This window comes from Moritella yayanosii (assembly GCF_900465055.1).
Taxonomy (GTDB): Bacteria; Pseudomonadota; Gammaproteobacteria; order Enterobacterales; family Moritellaceae; genus Moritella; species Moritella yayanosii.
Genome location: NZ_LS483250.1, coordinates 729,714 through 748,752, shown reverse-complemented (window position 1 = coordinate 748,752; position 19,039 = coordinate 729,714). Strand labels below are relative to the sequence as shown.

General features: G+C 41.5%; 14 protein-coding genes. 5 read left to right on the top strand and 9 right to left on the bottom strand.

Annotated elements, in window-relative coordinates; all coding sequences use genetic code 11:
• Positions 1-114: 114 nt before the first annotated feature.
• The 3 genes from MORIYA_RS03285 to nirB form a co-directional block, all read right to left on the bottom strand.
• The gene (locus tag MORIYA_RS03285) at positions 115-969 is read right to left on the bottom strand and encodes a formate/nitrite transporter family protein (protein ID WP_112712684.1); all 855 of its coding nucleotides are present in this window, start codon (positions 967-969) and stop codon (positions 115-117) included.
• Between the two features lie 109 nt (positions 970-1,078).
• Positions 1,079-1,405 (bottom strand): nitrite reductase small subunit NirD, encoded by a 327-nt coding sequence (nirD, locus tag MORIYA_RS03280; protein ID WP_112712682.1) that lies wholly within the window; start codon positions 1,403-1,405, stop codon positions 1,079-1,081.
• The gene (nirB, locus tag MORIYA_RS03275; RefSeq protein ID WP_112712680.1) at positions 1,402-3,963 is read right to left on the bottom strand and encodes a nitrite reductase large subunit NirB; all 2,562 of its coding nucleotides are present in this window, start codon (positions 3,961-3,963) and stop codon (positions 1,402-1,404) included. The genes nirD and nirB overlap by 4 nt, the downstream gene beginning before the upstream one ends.
• Before the next feature lie 555 nt (positions 3,964-4,518).
• Between nirB and MORIYA_RS03270 the strand changes: the two genes are divergently transcribed.
• The 5 genes from MORIYA_RS03270 (at position 4,519) to MORIYA_RS03250 (ending at position 12,905) form a co-directional block, all read left to right on the top strand.
• Positions 4,519-4,839, top strand: a complete 321-nt coding sequence (locus MORIYA_RS03270; protein ID WP_112712678.1) for an isoamylase early set domain-containing protein — start codon at positions 4,519-4,521, stop codon at positions 4,837-4,839.
• 33 nt (positions 4,840-4,872) lie between these two features.
• A complete protein-coding gene (glgB, locus tag MORIYA_RS03265; RefSeq protein WP_112712676.1) occupies positions 4,873-7,122 on the top strand; it encodes a 1,4-alpha-glucan branching protein GlgB in 2,250 nt (749 codons plus the stop codon).
• 83 nt (positions 7,123-7,205) lie between these two features.
• A complete protein-coding gene (locus MORIYA_RS03260) occupies positions 7,206-9,704 on the top strand; it encodes a glycogen/starch/alpha-glucan phosphorylase (protein WP_112712674.1) in 2,499 nt (832 codons plus the stop codon).
• Positions 9,705-9,866: 162 nt separating this feature from the next.
• Complete coding sequence (gene glgC / locus MORIYA_RS03255; RefSeq protein ID WP_112712672.1) at positions 9,867-11,183, top strand: glucose-1-phosphate adenylyltransferase; 1,317 nt, start codon at positions 9,867-9,869, stop codon at positions 11,181-11,183.
• Between the two features lie 153 nt (positions 11,184-11,336).
• Positions 11,337-12,905, top strand: coding sequence for a glycogen synthase (locus MORIYA_RS03250; RefSeq protein WP_112712670.1), 1,569 nt, complete (start codon positions 11,337-11,339; stop codon positions 12,903-12,905).
• A 140-nt stretch (positions 12,906-13,045) separates the two neighbouring features.
• On the opposite strand, the gene MORIYA_RS03245 is transcribed toward MORIYA_RS03250, so the two are convergent.
• The 6 genes from MORIYA_RS03245 to MORIYA_RS03225 all read right to left on the bottom strand — a co-directional run bounded on the left by MORIYA_RS03245 (position 13,046) and on the right by MORIYA_RS03225 (position 19,012).
• The gene (locus MORIYA_RS03245) at positions 13,046-14,320 is read right to left on the bottom strand and encodes a DEAD/DEAH box helicase (protein WP_112712668.1); all 1,275 of its coding nucleotides are present in this window, start codon (positions 14,318-14,320) and stop codon (positions 13,046-13,048) included.
• Between the two features lie 63 nt (positions 14,321-14,383).
• Positions 14,384-14,560, bottom strand: coding sequence for a hypothetical protein (locus MORIYA_RS20715; RefSeq protein ID WP_162629221.1), 177 nt, complete (start codon positions 14,558-14,560; stop codon positions 14,384-14,386).
• A 144-nt stretch (positions 14,561-14,704) separates the two neighbouring features.
• Positions 14,705-15,658 (bottom strand): hypothetical protein, encoded by a 954-nt coding sequence (locus tag MORIYA_RS03240; protein ID WP_112712666.1) that lies wholly within the window; start codon positions 15,656-15,658, stop codon positions 14,705-14,707.
• Positions 15,655-16,779 carry a hypothetical protein gene (locus MORIYA_RS03235; protein WP_112712664.1) on the bottom strand — a complete coding sequence of 375 codons (1,125 nt, stop codon included), beginning with the start codon at positions 16,777-16,779 and terminating at the stop codon, positions 15,655-15,657. The genes MORIYA_RS03240 and MORIYA_RS03235 overlap by 4 nt, the downstream gene beginning before the upstream one ends.
• Positions 16,780-16,783: 4 nt before the next feature.
• A complete protein-coding gene (locus MORIYA_RS03230) occupies positions 16,784-17,071 on the bottom strand; it encodes a PAAR domain-containing protein (RefSeq protein ID WP_112712662.1) in 288 nt (95 codons plus the stop codon).
• 39 nt (positions 17,072-17,110) lie between these two features.
• Positions 17,111-19,012, bottom strand: coding sequence for a type VI secretion system Vgr family protein (locus MORIYA_RS03225; protein WP_112712660.1), 1,902 nt, complete (start codon positions 19,010-19,012; stop codon positions 17,111-17,113).
• Between the last annotated feature and the right edge of the window lie 27 nt (positions 19,013-19,039).

The following is a 19,039-nucleotide window of genomic DNA, read 5'->3' as shown; positions in this document are numbered from 1 at the left end:
GAAGGCATGTTACGTATAAAAAGCCAACCGTACATGCAGTTGGCTATAATTTAATGCGCTAGTTAAATTTAAAATTATAAGCACAGATGATAAAATGAACCTAGTATAAAACAATTATACTTTAGTTGTGTTACCTGCGGGTGCAGTCGTTTTTTCAGTTTCTTGATTTAGTGCTGGAGCCGTTTTTGCGTGTGTTAAATACAGAGGAACACACGTGAATAGCAGACCACCAACTAGGTTACCTAGAATTGTTGGAATAAGATTCCAGTTTAACCAAGTTGCAATGCTAACGTCAGCGCCTAACAGCATACCGAGTGGGAATAAGAACATATTAACAACAGCATGCTCAAATACTAATGCGAAAAAGATAAAAATTGGCAACCACATTGCCGCAATTTTGCCAGCAACTGTGCGAGATGTCATATTACCAATAACACCTAAACAAACCATCAGATTACAAAGAATACCTTTAACGAATACAGTAATCCAACCATCAAAACCATGTTCAGCATAACCCACTGTACGTGCAAGTGTAGCACCAATGAATTTTTGCCCTACCGCGCCCGCTTCAACGCTGAAATTCATAGTGAATATAAGTGCAACAAGGAAAGCAACAATTAGCGAACCGATCAAGTTACCCAGGCCGACATAACCCCAGCAACGCAGAATTCGCCCCCAAGTAATACCTTTACGGTTTTCAAATTTAGCCAGTGGTGCAAGACCAAAAACACCCGTTAACAGATCATATCCCATTAAACTCAGAATACAAAAACCAACAGGGAAGACTAAAGCACCGACAATACCAACCCCTGTTTGTACGATAGCGGTTATCGCAACAACAACGGCTAGAGAAAGAATAATACCAGCCATAGTACCACGTAAAATAAGGTCTCGAGTGCCCGTACGTACTTTAGCTTCACCAACATCAATCATAGTTTGAACAAGTTCGGCAGGTTTTAAATCAGACATATAGGTTTCCAAATTATTTAAAGTTAAAATTGTATAGGAAAGGGCTCTAGCCTTTGGGTGGCTAGAACCCTTGAACTATCTAATTTTGCTTTTATTATAGCTAAGTGGCTTAAGCATTAATCTCAACAGCATCTTTGTTCACCCGTACTTTATATGTCGCGAGTGATACCAGATCATTTTCTAAACACTGACCCGTTACTAAGTTGAAGCGTTGTTTTTTCAGCGGGCTTGCTACCCACAGTTGCTCATCATGTTCACAAATAATACCGCGTGAAAGCACATTTGATTTCGCAAACGGGTCCATATTGTCGATAGCAAACAACTCATTGTTGTCACGTGGGCGGAAGATCGCAACTTGCTTACCATTAACCAGTGCACATACACCAGTCTTTGGGTTGATATCGTTTAGTTGGCAAACGTTAATCCATTTACTCATGCGTGTTCCTCCACTGTGATGATATAGGTATCGGTATTGGTATCAGCTTTTTCTTCGATTGATGCAGGACGATGTTGCTCACGCGCACTGACAAAACGCACATTGCTGTCTTGCTCATCGCTATTAATAAAGTGAGCGAAACGTTTTTGCTGTTCTTCACTTTCGACTACTTCAGACCATTCACATTGGAACTCATTAATCAGTTTATTAATGTCTGTTTCGAGTTGTTCGTTAATACCTAGCTTGTCGTTTACAATAACTTCACGTAGGTAATCTACACCGCCGTCTAAATTTTCCATCCATACCGACGTACGTTGTAACTTGTCTGCTGTGCGCACATAGAACATTAAGAAACGGTCGATATATTTAAGCAATGTTGCTTCATCTAAATCTGATGCGAGTAAGTCAGCGTGACGCGGCTTCATACCGCCGTTACCACACACATACATATTCCAACCAGCGTCTGTTGCGATAATACCTAAATCTTTACCCTGTGCTTCGGCACATTCACGGGTACAACCGGATACACCAAACTTCATTTTGTGCGGCGTACGAATACCTTTATATCGGTTTTCAAGTAACACACCTAGAGCAACACTGTCTTGCACACCAAAGCGACACCAAGTATTGCCTACACACGTTTTTGCCATACGCAGTGCTTTTGCATACGCTTGCCCCGTTTCATAACCACCGGCAATCAGTTTTTTCCAAATTGTTGGTAAATCACCTTTATGGGCACCGAATAAACCGATACGCTGTGCGCCAGTGATCTTGGTATACAGGTTATACTCAGCAGCAACTTCAGCTAATACCGCTAATGCTTGTGGTGTGACCTCACCACCCGCCATACGTGGGATCACTGAATAAGTACCGTCTTTTTGCATGTTACCAAGGAAGTTATCATGGGTATCTTGCAGGCCAACATTGTCACGACTTAATACATGGTCACCCCAGCAAGACGATAAGATTGAAGCAACGATTGGTTTACAGAATTCACAGCCGTAACCTTTACCGTATTTGCTTAATAGCGCTTCAAAAGTTTTAATGCCTTCGATACGAATAAGGTGGAATAGCTCTTGGCGGGAATATTCAAAATGACTACATAAGTGATTTTTCACTTCGATGCCAGATTTAGCCAATTCTGAATTCAGTACTTGAGTAATAAGTGGAACACAACCACCACAACCAGTACCCGCTTTCGTTACCGCTTTGATTTCCGCCATGGTTGTATGACCATCAGCAACTGCAGCAGCAATTTTGCCTTTGGTTACATCAAAACAAGAACACAGAACTGCAGACTCTGGTAATGAATCCACACCCATCGCTGGTTTATCGCCACCCGCATGTGCAGGTAAGATCAAGCTATCTGGATGTTCAGGTAAATCCATGTTGTTTAATTTAAATTGTAATAGACTACCGTAATCCGATGTATCGCCGATTAATACTGCACCCAGTAATTTCTTGCCGTCTTCTGAAACAATAATACGTTTGTATACTTCTTCTGTTTCATTCAGGTATACATAGCTCTTACAGCCCGGCGTACGGCCGTTAGCATCACCGATACTACCGACTTTTACACCAAGCAGTTTCAGCTTAGCGCTCATGTCTGCGCCTTCAAATGCGTTGTCGTTACCTAACAAATGGTCAACCGCAACTTGGGCCATTTTATAACCTGGTGCAACGAGACCAAAGAATTGTTCATTCCAAGACGCACACTCACCGATTGCATAAATATCATTGTCGCTGGTAATACAATGGTCATTAATGGTGATACCACCACGACGACCCGTTGCTAGACCCGATTGATGTGCCAGTTTGTCTTGAGGGCGAATACCCGTTGAGAAAACGATGAAATCAACTTCAAGTTCAGTACCATCGGCAAACTTCATGGTGTTACGTGCAGTTTTACCTTCAGCTACAATTTCTAAGGTGTTTTTACTGGTATGCACTTGCACACCCAGCTTTTCGATTTTCTTACGTAGTTGCTCGCCGCCTTCACGGTCTAGCTGTTCTGCCATTAACACTGGCGAGAACTCAATTACATGTGTTTGCACACCTAACGCTTTTAATGCGCCAGCAGCTTCAAGTCCTAATAAACCGCCGCCGATAACAACGCCGCTTTTACTGCGTTTAGCTGTTGCTTCAATGGCTTTTAAATCTTCAATGGTACGGTAAACAAAACAGTCTTTACTTTCGTTACCTTTAATTGATGGCACCCAAGGTTTTGAACCTGTCGCCATAATCAACTTGTCGTATTTAATTTCACGACCAGTGTTTGAATAAATTATTTTTTGTGAACGGTTAATATTAATAGCACGTTCACCAATCAATACATTAATATTGTTCTTTTCGTAGAAACCTTCTTTTACTAATGATAATTCATCAGCAGTATGGTGAGAGAAATAAGAAGAGAGGTGGACACGATCGTAGGCAACACGGGGTTCTTCACAAAAAACGGTTACATCAAAATCTTCAATTGCAGATTTTTCTACTAAGTCTTCAATGTAACGGTGGCCAACCATACCGTTACCAATAATAACCAGTCTGACTTTGCTCATAATTATTCCTATATATTTATTATGTAGGTATTTTGAGGTATTACTTAGGAGATAATGATGATGTAGATCAATGTTGTTGGCGAGGTAATGTGACGGAGATCAAAAGTGTGAAGCTGAACGTCATTTAATAACGACATGTGGACTTTAAAAGCAAGTAACTGGCTAAATATGGCCATTTATGTAATTTTAAAACAACAAAATACACAATTATATACCCTCAATAAGGTGGTTAATGTGTTTTGTTATTTTGTTACACTTTAAGGTAAATGGCCCTCAACTCATCTGTCCAGATAATTAATACTACTAATTGGTTAATTTTAAATTAGTATAAATAAAAATGGTTGCCCATACATCAGAAACGAACATCCGTTATGAATGAAAGATACCAAGTGTGAAGCCGATCGCAAAGCATCTTTTAACAACTTTAAACCAGCTCAAATACCGATGACAATACCTACATGTAAATACCCATTTAGATAGCAATTCTAAATTTTGGTACGTAAACGAAACTTGGCTTAAGTTATTAGAGCTACGACATATAACAAGGATGATACAATGTTAAAAAAGCGTTTTTTTAAAACTAAAGCCGAAGCCGATATCACGTTTGAATTCGCCTGCGACACGAATAACGCGTTAATGAGTGACGATACCGTTGAGTTGTTTGCTGATTTTAATGATTGGCAGGCCTTACCAATGAAATACATCAAAAAAGATAAAGTCTTTCGCACTAAGGTTCGTTTACCAGAAAATAAACAATTTCATTTCCGCTACTTAATTAACAGTAACGAGTGGCATAACGATCATAAAGCAGACTTATACTTACCCAATTCTTTCGGTACTGATAACAGCGTTGTATCTACATTACGTACTGCATAAATAGCTAACAATACATTTAATCCAGGATGGATAATGAGTGACATTTCAACTACACCAGCAATAGCGACTCGTTTTGAAGATCGCTTTAACCAAGAAATAGAAGCCCTTAACCAAGGTAAACTCTATGACCCGTTTGCTTTTTTAGGTCCACACCAAGTGAGTGAAGATGAATACCAACTCAAAGTATTCATCCCCGGTGCACAGCAAGTTTTTTATCAAGACAAAAACCAGCAGTTGCGTTATCAACGTATCGGTACCAGTGATCTGTTTGTCCTTAGCCTAACAACCAAGCAATACAATGCAGATTATCAATTAACGATCGCCTATCCATTTGCAACTGTTGTCGAGCAAGACCCTTATAAATTCTCATCGACACTTGATGCCAACGCCATTTACTTATTTAGCGAAGGTACGTTAGAGCAAGCACAACGTCATCTAGGTGCACATTGGACAATCACAGACAATGTTGAAGGCGTACGATTTACAGTTTGGGCTCCTAACGCCACGTCAGTAAGCTTAATTGGTGACTGTAACCATTGGAATACAACACGTCATCCGATGCGTAAGCACCCAGCTGCCGGTATTTGGGAAATATTTATTGCTGATATCGCAGACTCTGAACACGATAACAATTATAAATTTAGCATTATTACCGCAGATGGTGAGCGTTTAGAAAAAGCGGATCCGTTCGCATCATCAATGCAGCTACCACCGCAGACTGCGTCATGTGTACCAACCAAAGCACAATCTGCAGTATGGCAACAATCTCCTGCACAAGCGTGGTCGCAGCGTGCAGAACGCAATGCGATTAATGCACCAATTAGTATCTATGAAGTGCATGCAGGTTCGTGGAAACGTGATGAGAACAACCAGTTCTTAAGCTATAAAGCCATGTCTGAACAGCTGGTGCCTTATGTCAAAGAACTTGGTTTTACCCATATTCAGTTAATGCCAATCAGTGAATTTCCATTTGATGGTTCGTGGGGTTATCAGCCCGTTGGTTTATTCGCACCAACCAGTCGTTTTGGTAGCTTGGCTGATTTCCAATTCTTTGTAGACGCCTGCCACGAAGCCAACATCGGCTTATTAATTGATTGGGTGCCTGGACACTTTCCTGCAGATGCCCATGGTTTAGCGCAGTTTGATGGTTCACACCTGTTTGAACACGCAGATAAGCGCCAAGGTTTCCACCCAGATTGGAAAACCCACATCTTTAATTATGATCGCGCTGAAGTACAAAGCTTTTTAATTTCAAATGCGCTGGCTTGGTTTGATAACTTTGCCATTGATGGTCTGCGTGTTGATGCTGTGGCGTCTATGTTGTATCTCGATTACAGCCGCAAAGAAGGTGAATGGATCCCGAACAAATATGGTGGCAGAGAAAACCTAGGGGCGATTGAATTACTCAAACAAGTGAATCAACGCTGCTACAAAAACCACCCTGGCATCATGATGGTTGCAGAAGAATCAACCGCTTGGCCAGGTGTTACCAAATTTACTGACCAAGGCGGTCTGGGTTTTGGTTACAAATGGAATATGGGCTGGATGAACGACAGCCTAAAATACATGCGTTGTGACCCACTCTATCGCCAACATCATCATCACGAGATGACTTTCTCATTAGCATACGCATTTAGTGAAAACTTTATCTTACCGCTAAGTCACGACGAAGTGGTACACGGCAAAGGTTCACTGCTCGAGAAGATGCCCGGTGATGACTGGCAAAAATTTGCTAATTTACGTGCTTATTACGGTTTCATGTGGGCACACCCAGGTAAAAAACTGTTATTTATGGGTTGTGAATTTGCTCAACGTGCAGAGTGGAATCATGACCAATCGCTAGACTGGCATTTACTTGAGCAATCTGAGCATCAAGGTGTGCAAGCGCTCATCAAGGCATTAAATAACAGCTACTGTCATCAAACTGCCTTATTTGAGTTAGACACTGATCACCATGGTTTCGATTGGATTGACGCCAGTAACGCCGAACAGTCTGTGTTTAGTTTCTTGCGTTATAACCAAGCCAAAGATGAACATGTGGTCGTGGTATCGAATATGACGCCAGCATGCCAGTCACATTACCGCATTGGTGTCCCGAGTATGAGTGACTATGACGTGCTCGTTAATACCGATGAGTCGCAATTTGGTGGCAGTGGTTTTGCAACCCAGACAAGTTACATCGCAGAGTATGTTGAATGGCAAGGTTTTACCCAAAGTATTTGTATCGCCCTAGCGCCGTTATCAACTGTGTACTTAGTACCCAAAACAAATAGTAATAAATAGGCAACCTAGTTGCGGCTTGGTTGCTCATAAATACTTGTTGTTCAATAAATAGTTAGCCAAAATGTCATAATAAAGGACGTTATATGTCATTAAAGAAACAAAAGTCTAAAGCAAATAAAGTTTGCACATTAGCGACAAACAATGGGCCCGTGGTTAATGCCAGCACCTTGCCTGATGATTTACAGCGTCATTTCCATTATACCCTTGGCCGCGATGAAGTCGGTGAATCGCCACAGTATTTATATCACGCACTAGCATTAACAATCCGTGACCGCTTGATGGAAAAATTACGTGCGACGAAGAAACAACAACAGAAGCAACCGACTCGTCGTGCCGCTTATCTATCATTAGAATTCTTGATGGGCCGCGCTTTGGGTAATGCAGTACTAAACCTTGATTTAGAAGACAGTGTTCGTAAAGGCCTGAATCATTACAGCTGTGAATTAGAATCAATCGCCGAGTCAGAACACGATGCCGGTTTAGGTAATGGTGGTCTCGGTCGACTCGCGGCTTGCTTCCTTGATAGTTGTGCTAGCTTAGCATTGCCCGTCACTGGTTATGGTATTCGTTATGAATACGGTATGTTTAATCAAAGCATTGAAAATGGTCATCAAGTAGAACATCCCGATAACTGGTTACGTGATGGTCACCCGTGGGAAGTTGCTGCACCTGAGTATAACCGCAGAGTTAAATTTTTTGGTCATGTTGATACTTATCAAGATAAAGAAGGTCGCACCCATTACCAATGGGTAGGTACCGAAGATGTACTTGCGGTGCCATATGATGTGCCCATTCCAGGTTATCAAAACGATATCGTTAATACCTTGCGGCTGTGGAAATCAACGGCGACAGACGAATTTGATCTCGGAGAATTCAACGCCGGTAGTTATACCGAAGCCGTTGCTCGTAAAAACTTAGCTGAACAAATTACCATGGTGCTTTACCCAAATGACGCCAGTGAAAATGGTAAAGAGCTACGTTTACGTCAGCAATACTTTCTGACGTCAGCAAGCTTACAAGACATTATTGCTGAATGGGTAAAAATACACGGCAGTGATTTTACTGATTTTGCTAAGTACCATGTATTCCAGCTTAACGATACCCACCCAAGTGTGGCGATTGCTGAGTTAATGCGTTTATTACTCGATGAACATGATCTGGATTGGGACTTTGCCTGGCAGATCACCACATCTACAATGGCTTACACCAACCATACCTTATTGCCAGAAGCATTAGAAAAATGGTCGGTACGTTTATTCGCACATCTATTACCTCGCCTACTTGAGATCATTTATGAAATCAACGCGCGATTCTTAACGGAAGTTGCATGTCATTGGCCAGGTGATGTGGATAAGCAACGCGCTTTATCCATTATCGAAGAAGGCGACGACCCACAAGTACGCATGGCTTACCTCGCCATTGTGGGTAGCTTCTCGGTTAATGGTGTGGCGGCATTGCATACCCAGTTATTAAGCGCTGGTTTATTCAATGACTTCTATCAGTTGACGCCAAACAAATTTAACAACAAAACCAATGGTGTAACGCCTCGTCGTTGGTTAGCACATTGTAATCCCAAACTGAGTGAACTCATTAGCGATAAAATCGGTCATAATTGGACGCGTGATCTAAGTGAAATAAGCAAGCTGCGTCGCTATTACGACAACACCAAATTCCATGTTAAATGGCAACATGTTAAGCAGCACAACAAACAGCAACTTGCCGACTTAGTAAAACAAGCATGTGGTGTTGAATTCGATACTAATATGATGTTTGACGTACAAGTTAAACGTATGCACGAATACAAACGTCAATTACTTAATATTCTGCATGTTATCCATCTTTATGATCGTATTCGTCGCGGTGATACCGAAGGCATGACACCACGCTGTGTATTAATTGGCGGTAAAGCGGCGCCGGGTTACTTCATTGCTAAGTTAACCATTAAATTAATCAATAACGTTGCAGCAACAATTAATGCAGATCCGCTAGCACAGCCTTGGTTACGCGTTGCCTTCTTGCCAAATTACAACGTCACTGCAATGGAAACAATCTGCGCAGCAACGGATTTATCAGAACAGATATCAACGGCAGGTAAAGAAGCATCGGGTACCGGCAACATGAAATTCATGATGAATGGCGCTGCCACTATTGGGACGTTAGACGGTGCAAATGTCGAGATCAGAGATGCCGTAGGTGCGGATAATTTCTTCTTATTTGGCGCTCGTAGCGAGCAAGTAGCTGATATCCGTGCACACTATGATCCTGCACACATTATTGCTAATGACAACAACCTAAACAGCGTAATGGCATTACTTCGCAGCGGACATTTCAATTTGTTTGAGGGTGGTTTATTCCAACCGTTAATCGACGCTATTTTGAATCCAGATGATCAATGGTTAGTTGCATACGATTTCGCGAGCTACTGCGAAGCACAACAAATCGCAGCCCTCGCCTATCAAGATAAAGAAACGTGGACACAATTAAGTATTTTGAATACCGCAGCAAGTGGCTCGTTCTCAAGTGACCGAACAATTAATGAATACAATCAAGATATTTGGAAGCTAACGCCACTTAATGCTTGATGCTGTTATTTATAACAGCGTATTTGTAAGACAGATGTTTTATAAAAACAATGTTACCCATTTATTTAGGCCCTTGATTGCGCTTACTTGCTGATAAAGCATTAATTATTTCAAGGGTAAATAATTTAACCGAATTCCGACAAACGCTTATGGAGAAGTAATATGTCAAAAAATACACATCGTTATATTAGTAACTTAACTAAAGATACTTATGCCCTTATTCTTGCAGGCGGCAGAGGTAGTCGTTTACATGAGTTAACTGATTGGCGCGCAAAACCAGCTGTATTTTTCGGTGGTAAATTCCGCATTATCGATTTCCCATTATCTAATTGCATTAACTCTGGGATCCGTCGTGTTGGTATTGCAACACAGTACAAATCACACTCACTCATTCGTCACGTAAACCGTGGTTGGGGACATTTCAAAAAAGAACTGTCTGAGTCTGTCGAGATCTTACCGGCATCACAGCGCTACGGTAACGATTGGTATTCCGGTACAGCAGATGCGGTATTCCAAAACATCGATATTATCCGCGACGAAAAAACTAAATACGTGATGATCTTATCTGGTGATCACGTATATCGTATGGATTACGGTGATCTGCTTGCTAAACACGTAGAAAACGGTGCTGACATGACGGTATGCTGTATCGAAGTACCGACAGAAGAAGCGGCTGGTCAGTTTGGGGTAATGACCGTAGACCAAGATAACCGCGTTAAGCGTTTCGACGAAAAACCGGCACAACCAAATGAGATCCCTGGTAAACCAGGACAGTGTTTAGCATCAATGGGCAACTATGTATTTAATACCGAATTCCTTTTCGACCAATTAGAAAAAGATGCGATGCGTTCAACATCTGACCGTGATTTTGGTAATGACATCATTCCTGCAATCATTGAAGATCATCAAGTATTTGCATTCCCATTCAGCGATCCTGATAGTGATCAACAACCGTACTGGCGCGATGTCGGTACGCTGGATTCATTCTGGGAAGCGAATATGGAATTAGTGACACCAGAACCACAGCTTAACCTTTATGATTCAAACTGGCCTATTTGGACTTACCAAGAACAACTACCACCTGCTAAATTTGTATTTGATAATGATGAACGTCGCGGCATGGCTGTAGATTCGACCGTGTCTGGTGGTTGTATTATTTCTGGTGCTACAATCCGTAAATCGCTGCTATTTTCGAGCGTACATGTTCATTCATACTCAACCATTGAAGAGTCGGTAATATTACCGGGTGCCGATATCGGTGAACATTGTCAATTACGTCGTACTATCGTTGACAGCAAATGTGTCATACCAGCTGGTTTAATCGTCGGTCACGATAAAGAACAAGATATCACCAATGGTTTCCGAGTTTCGCCAAAAGGTATCACCTTGGTAACATCGGATATGCTGAAGAGAATGGTAGAAAAAGACGCAAAAACAGCACTCGAAAAAACGGCTAAACAAACTACAGAACTTGTTTAAGCGATAACTGATAAACTGTGATCTATCCATAATAGTCTAAAGCAATAAGTCGCTTAACTAAGTGACTTATTGCTGTTTTTGTTTTATAACTTTAATTTCACAACGATTTCTAATAACACCACTTTAATATTCTGCTTTAAGGACAATTTATTCATGCACGTTTTAATGATAGCCGCCGAAAATGATGCGATACCAGGTGCTAAAGTTGGTGGCGTTGCTGACGTCGTTCGGGATTTACCAAAAGCCTTACCTCACCATGATGTAAGTGTTGATGTTGTGATCCCTGATTATGGTCAATACGCGACAAAATTTGAGTCTCGTCAACTGGCCAGTGTCAATGTTGAGTTTGCCGGCCAAACAGAAACAGTTACCTTGTTCGAACTGTTCTTTCCTCAAACGCCAAATAAAGTCCGTCAATTTGTAGTGCAACATCCACTATTTGGTCAAGGCGGCAGTGTTTATAGTCATGATGAAGGTAATCGCCCTTTTGCCACTGATGCAACCAAATACGCTTTATTCAGCCTTGCCGTATGCCAACTTCTAATCGAGTCAGAATTAACCCGACCTGATGTATTACATTTACACGACTGGCACAGTGCCACAATCGCGGTACTAAACCAATACGCACCGCAATATAAAGAACTTGCAAACATTCACTCAGTCTACACTGTGCATAACATTGCCCTGCAAGGTATCCGCCCAATTGCAGACGATGAGTCAAGTTTACGCCACTGGTTCCCTACCCTTAACTTTGATCAGAGTGTTATTGCTGACCCGCGTTATAGCCATTGTTATAACCCGATGCGTGCTGGTATTAATCTTTGTAACAAAGTCCATGTGGTATCACCAACATATGCAGAAGAAGTATTACACGCCAGTGATGCGAACAATGGCTTCTTCGGTGGTGAAGGTCTAGAAAAAGACTTAGCAGCAGCAAAACAGCAAGGTCGCTTAGTCGGTATTTTAAATGGCTGCGAATATGCAGACTCAGTAAGTAAGAAACGCACTAAAAAACCTGCACTCAGTACTCTTTTAGTCCCAGCACAACAACAGGTTAAACGTTGGTCAGCACAGTCTGCGCAATTAAAAACGGTACATTACCTGGCTAATGAACAGATCAACAACTGGAATAGCCAAGCACCATTTACTGACTTCTTAGTGACTAGCATTGGCCGTTTAACCGATCAAAAAGCCCTGCTGTTACGTCAACCTTATCAGGGTAAAACGGTACTGTCGGTATTACTTAATGATCTTGCGCGAGTGAATGGTCGACTGATCATTCTTGGTTCTGGTGATACGCAAATCGAATTTGAATTCATGCAGCTAATGGCAAGTCATGACAATTTCTTATTCTTGAACGGTTATAGCCAAGCGTTATCTGATCAAATATATCGTCATGGCGATCTGTTCTTAATGCCAAGTTCATTTGAACCTTGCGGTATTAGCCAAATGCTAGCAATGCGTGACGGGCAACCCTGTCTTGTGCATGCGGTCGGCGGTTTAAAAGACACCGTTCAGCATTTGGAGAATGGCTTTAGCTTTAACGGTTCATCACTGCAGGAACAAAGTGATAATTTGATTACCGCCTTTAACGATGCAATTAAACTGCATGCGAACAAGCCTAAAACATGGGCCAAAATTGCCGACAATGCAAAATCAGCCCGCTTTAGCTGGCAAGAAAGCACCAAACAGTACCTAGAGTTGTTATATACACCTGCTTAGACAGTGATATAAACACGACTAAACTGATTATATAAAAAGTGGGGTCTAACTTCTCAACACCCACTTTTTATAAGCATAGATTTGTCTTTCATTGAGGTTTTAATTCAGAAAGAGTGATCATCTATTTATGCTGATTGCTATCAAGATTTATTCAACCAGATATCAGCATTCACAGGCGCTTTATTTTTACGTTTTTTCTTACCGCTGCCTTCAGGTGGCGCCATCGGTATATATGCTTCGACAGCTTCATCAACTTCAAAACCTACTTCTTGCTCACGCTCAAGTCGGATCTTGTTTTTCTTTTCGATGGTGCTGAAATGATGATAATCTTCATGATCGATAAGCGATAACGCCAAGCCAACTTCACCAGCACGGCCACTTCGACCAATACGGTGCATGTAGTCTGATGGGCTTCTTGGTAAGTCAAAATTGATCACGACAGGTAGTTTTTCAATATCGATACCACGTGCAGCAATATCGGTTGCGATTAGTACGTGAACCTGGCCAGCTTTAAAGCCGTCAAGCGTACGAATACGAGCGCTCTGCCCTTTATCGCCATGAAACACTTGCGAGGTAATGCCACGTTTAGCAAGTTTGTCCGCTAAGTGATTACAGCTGTGTTTAGAATTAACAAAAATAAGCACTTGTCGCCATTCATGTCGTTTGATCAAATGCGCTAACAAGGCTGTTTTCTCGCCTTTAGTAACCACAAATACGCGCTGTACTAAGGTACTGGCATCCGCACTTTGCAATTGAATTTCAACAGGGTCATTTAGCAATTCTTGAGTTAAAGTTTGAACTTGCTCAGGAAAAGTGGCTGAAAATAATAAAATTTGTTTTTGCTTTGGCGTTAATGCCAATAGCGCAGATAGCTCGTCAGTAAAGCCTAGGCTTAACATGCGATCGGCTTCATCTAGCACTAAGGTTTTAACTCTATCAAGCTTAATAGCATTACTTGAAATCAAATCGAGTAATCGACCAGGCGTTGCCACCAAAATATCTGTGCCACCGCGTAATGCGAGCATTTGCGTATTCGCAGATACACCACCAAAAACAGCAACCGTTTTAACTGCACCGTTTAAATGTGCTGCATAAGATTTAATGCTGTCAGCAACTTGTATAGCGAGTTCACGGGTAGGCACCAAAATTAGTCCAGTAACATAGTTACCTTTACTGCTGGTATCACTCAATTGTTTTTCAGTATGTAGTTGCTGCAATAGTGGCAGTGCAAATGCAGCTGTTTTACCCGAGCCGGTATTAGCCCCTGCAATTAAGTCTCGTCCCGCTAATACACTTGGGATAGCTTGTGCTTGAATTGGCGTGGGCTGCAGATATTCCATCTCAGTCAATCGAGTTAATAAAGGTGAAATAAGGCCAAGTTCAGTAAAGTTTGCAGGTGCTGTTACAGTGGTCATTAATATATAGAGCTCAAAATAAGATAATAGCCGGCTATTTTAGCGTATTTATGCCCTGTTAAGTTAGTTAAATCGTGCTACACCTGCTGTAATGTCATTCAATCCCTGCATAGACCGAGTTTTTTTTGACGTAACGTTCCAAGGGTTAAGTAACACAACTGTTTTTTCATTCTCATCAATAGCATGAATGTGAAACACGTTTTTTGCCAAATCCACACCAACTCTAATTATATTTTTCATAATATGTCACCTATGATAAATAAAATGCACCTGCTTACAGCCTACGCCATAATCAACGGGCTACCCCCTGCACTGCTAGGTGCAGGTGCAGATGCCGCTGCCGCATTCGCCATACTCCGACTTGCAACATAAAGATAAATCCATTTAATCAAACCAGCGATACGTCGCGGTACCGACATACGGCAATGACGCAGTATCAATCTGCAGGCTAGTACCCTGCCAGATATGCTGTTTATAATGATGATAAGTCACTAAAAAATGTAACAGGCTATAACAAGCGCCAATATCACCTTGGGTTATTTGTGGCGTAAAAAACTGGGTATTAGCATCGAAAAGTCCTGATATAGCAGCGAGGGTATTGTGGCTAACCTGATCTAAACCTTCATCGCCACTATGGCACAAAGATAAATACGGCATCGGCGCAGCTTGCTTTGCAACACTATCCGCAATCAGTGTAATTAAACCATTTGGACTATGCCTGTCTATCACTGCATCCATACCACAAGACAATACCTCAATGCCTTGTGCCTGTCGTGATAGCATCACAAAAACAGCGCCTTCCGAAGCGGGTAATACAACTGAGGAATAATCACTGAACTGGCTGACAAACTTCAACAAGCCCTGCTCCGTTGCCCAGCTGTCTACAGCGCCGATGACCACCTGTTCCATGCCATCACTGAGTAACACATCAGCCTGGCGTAGCGCTTGGTAAAAACCAGCGCTACCCAGCAAGTAATATTGATTATTGGGATGCGTTGTCCACGCAGGCAAAATATCAACTACAGAGTCAATGAGTTGCGTCTGCATTTCGCTAAACTTAGCGTCAACAAAAGGCAGTACCATTAATAACGGCGCATGCTGACTAGATTCAATTAGGTTGGAATTTTCCAGCGCCGTATTAATCAATATTTGCCAACGGTCAATCCGGTTATCTGCTAATGCCGATTGGGTAAACGCCACTTGTTTGGCTGATTTAAACTGTGCGTATGGTGCAAGTTCGGTTAAATCGATACGCGGCGCTTGGCCAGACAACACAGCATCAAATGATTGCGGCGCACAACCGAATTCGCCAGCATAAGCGGTTACAGTAAATTTCATAACAAACCTCGCGTATTAAACCCCAGAGCATCCGTTAAACGATGCTCAACCTTCAAGCACCAATAACGATAAGCGGCAACGTCGCATTGAAAAATATTGCCCTGTTGCCAGACCGATATAATATTCGACTCATTAATCGCTTTACCCGCTAATATCTGGTCAGGAAAATCATCGCGATGCGCTTCCCACCAAGCCGTTAATGTTTGTTTTAACGCCGCCAGCAACTCCACTTTAGATTCAGGTTCGAACTCGCCAACTAATCCATCAGGTAATTGCCGCTCAAATTCAGTCCCTAACAAGGTATGCAGAGCTGCAAAAGCAGCATGACTTAAAAAACCGGCTGTTAACATTTGGATCAACCAAGGAATAAACTGCTTATAACCACTAAACGCCATCATCGATAATACAAATTTGGCATTATCATTATGTTTCGATAATTCATTTATCAGAGTATTGACTAATTTGCTATCGGCCTGAACCACGTACTGCTTAAGTAAGCACTTGTCTGCCAACAGAGTGCTGTTTAGTGCCGGCAGTTTAGCCGCACTATTACCTCTACATAAGGTTAGTTCGAGCAATTTTTTATTATCATCATCGATGTTTTCATCGTTCATAAAATGGCTAAACCAGATTTGAGACGCTCTACCTAAATGCTGATTAATAAAATTGATACAAGGTTTAATATCACTAACGTGAAGGAAATTGAATTGATCGTTAATTGTCGACGTAGCGCTGGCAATTACACATAACAACTGCTTTGTCAGTTCTGGCGGTGTTGTTTCAAGACTAATAAGCGCCGCGATCAGGGCTGCACCGTTATTCTGCTGTGCCCACCACTGTATACAGATAAGGTCTGAATGAGTGGTTTTACTTTGGTTTTCTAATAACTGAATAATTTCGGCCACAGTTTCTGACAATAATAAACTTAGCCAAAATGGGATGTCATTTTGCTTGACTTTTAAAGTGGTTCGTTGCTGCGTAAGCAAATAAAACAAATTTGCAGCTTGCTGATCCAGCTGCCTAAGTTGCAATTGAGTGGACCAACAATTATCAAAGCAACGGTGACGTTGTTCGAAATAAACTTCAATTTGTGCAATCAATGTTTGTGAAGTCATATTCATTATATTAGCCAATGAGCACTGTAGGGATTCCGACAACAATTTTACCACCATGCGCAGAAGGATCGCCCATACGAGCAGCCGGTTTACCGTTTATAAATACCGTTGCAGACCCCATAATAATAGTATCTGGTGGACCACAACATATCATTTTATCCCCTAACCTTGCCGCAGGTTTTCCACCGATAAGCACAGTAGGTGAGCCGACTATCACAGGCCCCCCAACATGAGGAACAGGGCCGCTACTTGCAGGGCAAGAATGATAACTAGTCAGTGTTGCAGCGGGTTTTCCCATATTGGATATCCTTATGATAATAATTAACGAGCAATATATTTAATTGATTTTAACGACAGAGCCTTTAACGACGACCATAGAACCTTCAATGTTAGTCGCGGTTCCTTTTACTTTGACATTCGTGCCTGATATTTCGATATTAACGCCCGATAATTTAATCGTACCGTCACTTTTCATCGACAATTTAGCCGAACCAACGGTCAGATTTATTTCGGTTGCCGCTTTTAGATTAAAAATATTGCCAACATCTAACGTATCGTCATTACCAATATTGGTCTTACGATCATTACTGATGGTTTCGATTTGATCATTACTCACTGTCAGCGTGTCATTGTTGGTGACCGTTGTCGTTCTATCATTACCAACAGTATCGACTTGATCATTGACTACAACTAATTGGTGGTCTTTCTCGGCGCGTAATCCTAACAATTCATTACCGACTTTATCTTCGAATATCAATTCATTACAGTTAGCATTGCCGTCTGTTGTGGTAGAATGAGTGCGTATACCACTTTGCGTTTTGTTAGCTGGCAGTGCATTAGCGGGCATCTGCTCGCCATTATAAATAGAACCGATCACGATAGGTTGTGACGCATCACCGTCTAAAAATGAAACCAATACCTCTTGGCCAACGCGGGGATAAAAGAATGCGCCCCAGTTTTTACCAGCCCAATTTTGTGAAACCCGGATCCAACAAGAACTCTTCTCGTCAGATGTGCCGAGTCTGTCCCAATAGAATTTAACTTTGATCCGACCATAAGAATCTACGTATATCTCGTCGGACGCACCACCAGTTACAATTGCGGTTTGTACGCCTCGTATAATTGGCTTTTTGATATTGACAATTGGTTGATAGTTTTGGCTATTCGCAACACAATAAAAATTAGAATGGATTTCCATACCATTTTTCGAATTAACATCAAGCTGTGAGCCTTGACTCGCCATAAAATGGTTTCGTGTCACAAGGAATTCAGGTCCGACTAGACTTTGTGTCGCATGCTCAGAAAAAGCAATCATCTTGCCACTTTCAATGGTCACGTAATTCGAACTGGCTTTAAAAATCGCTTTGTTTGACTGTAATTGTTCTAACTGTGTTGTAGCAAATGCATTTGATGCCGCTAAATTTTTATTGCCCGAAACATACTCAAAATGTTCTAACTTATCTTGCCCTGTAAAATCTGCATTACTGGAACTGCCATCAATGTTCGTTAAGGGCTGTTCAAAATTAATTGCTCTTAAGCTCACCTTGCCGGGTTTTACAGCGGCCAGTGAAGACCACGCGGAAATATAAGCATGAGAAATAATCTCATCCGATTGCAATAAAGGGCTTTCAGCGCAACTCATGTGAGACGTGGTTGAATTAGCTAAAATAAGGGAGTTGGCTCCAGCGTCTTGCTTAAAGTAAAAATAAATACCTTCCTGAGCAAACAATCGAGTCAAAAATTGATAGTCAGTTTCATGATACTGAACGCAATATTCATAAGGCTTAAACGCGGTGCCAGCTTTGTTAGTAAACTGAATATTATGTTCAGGCAATATCTGAGAAGCAATATCAATAACAGATAAGTCTTGAAAGATACGGCAGTTACTGCGCATCGTCGCTAACCAAAATTGCGGTGAGATAATTAATGTATAACAGTAGTATTTATTGGCATTATCAGTTTTGTGATAAGCCTGGCCCTGCGAACTAATACTCGTTACAAGCCCATTAAAATTTCGCGTGTAATTACCAGAAGAATCTTTAACAGCAAGTTCAATGGTAGTCGATTGACCTAATAGCAGTTGATAATCCAGCTCACTATTTGTGGTATACACAGAAGCGTGAATTTCATACAAAGAAGATATGCTTTCTTGCATTGATACGGCCGTAATATGTAAGGCGTCACCTCCCAATGGTGTGGTGATTTTCATCATTGAATGTTGTTGAGTAGCCGATGCCATTTTATTTCCTAACTGAACAAAAAAAAA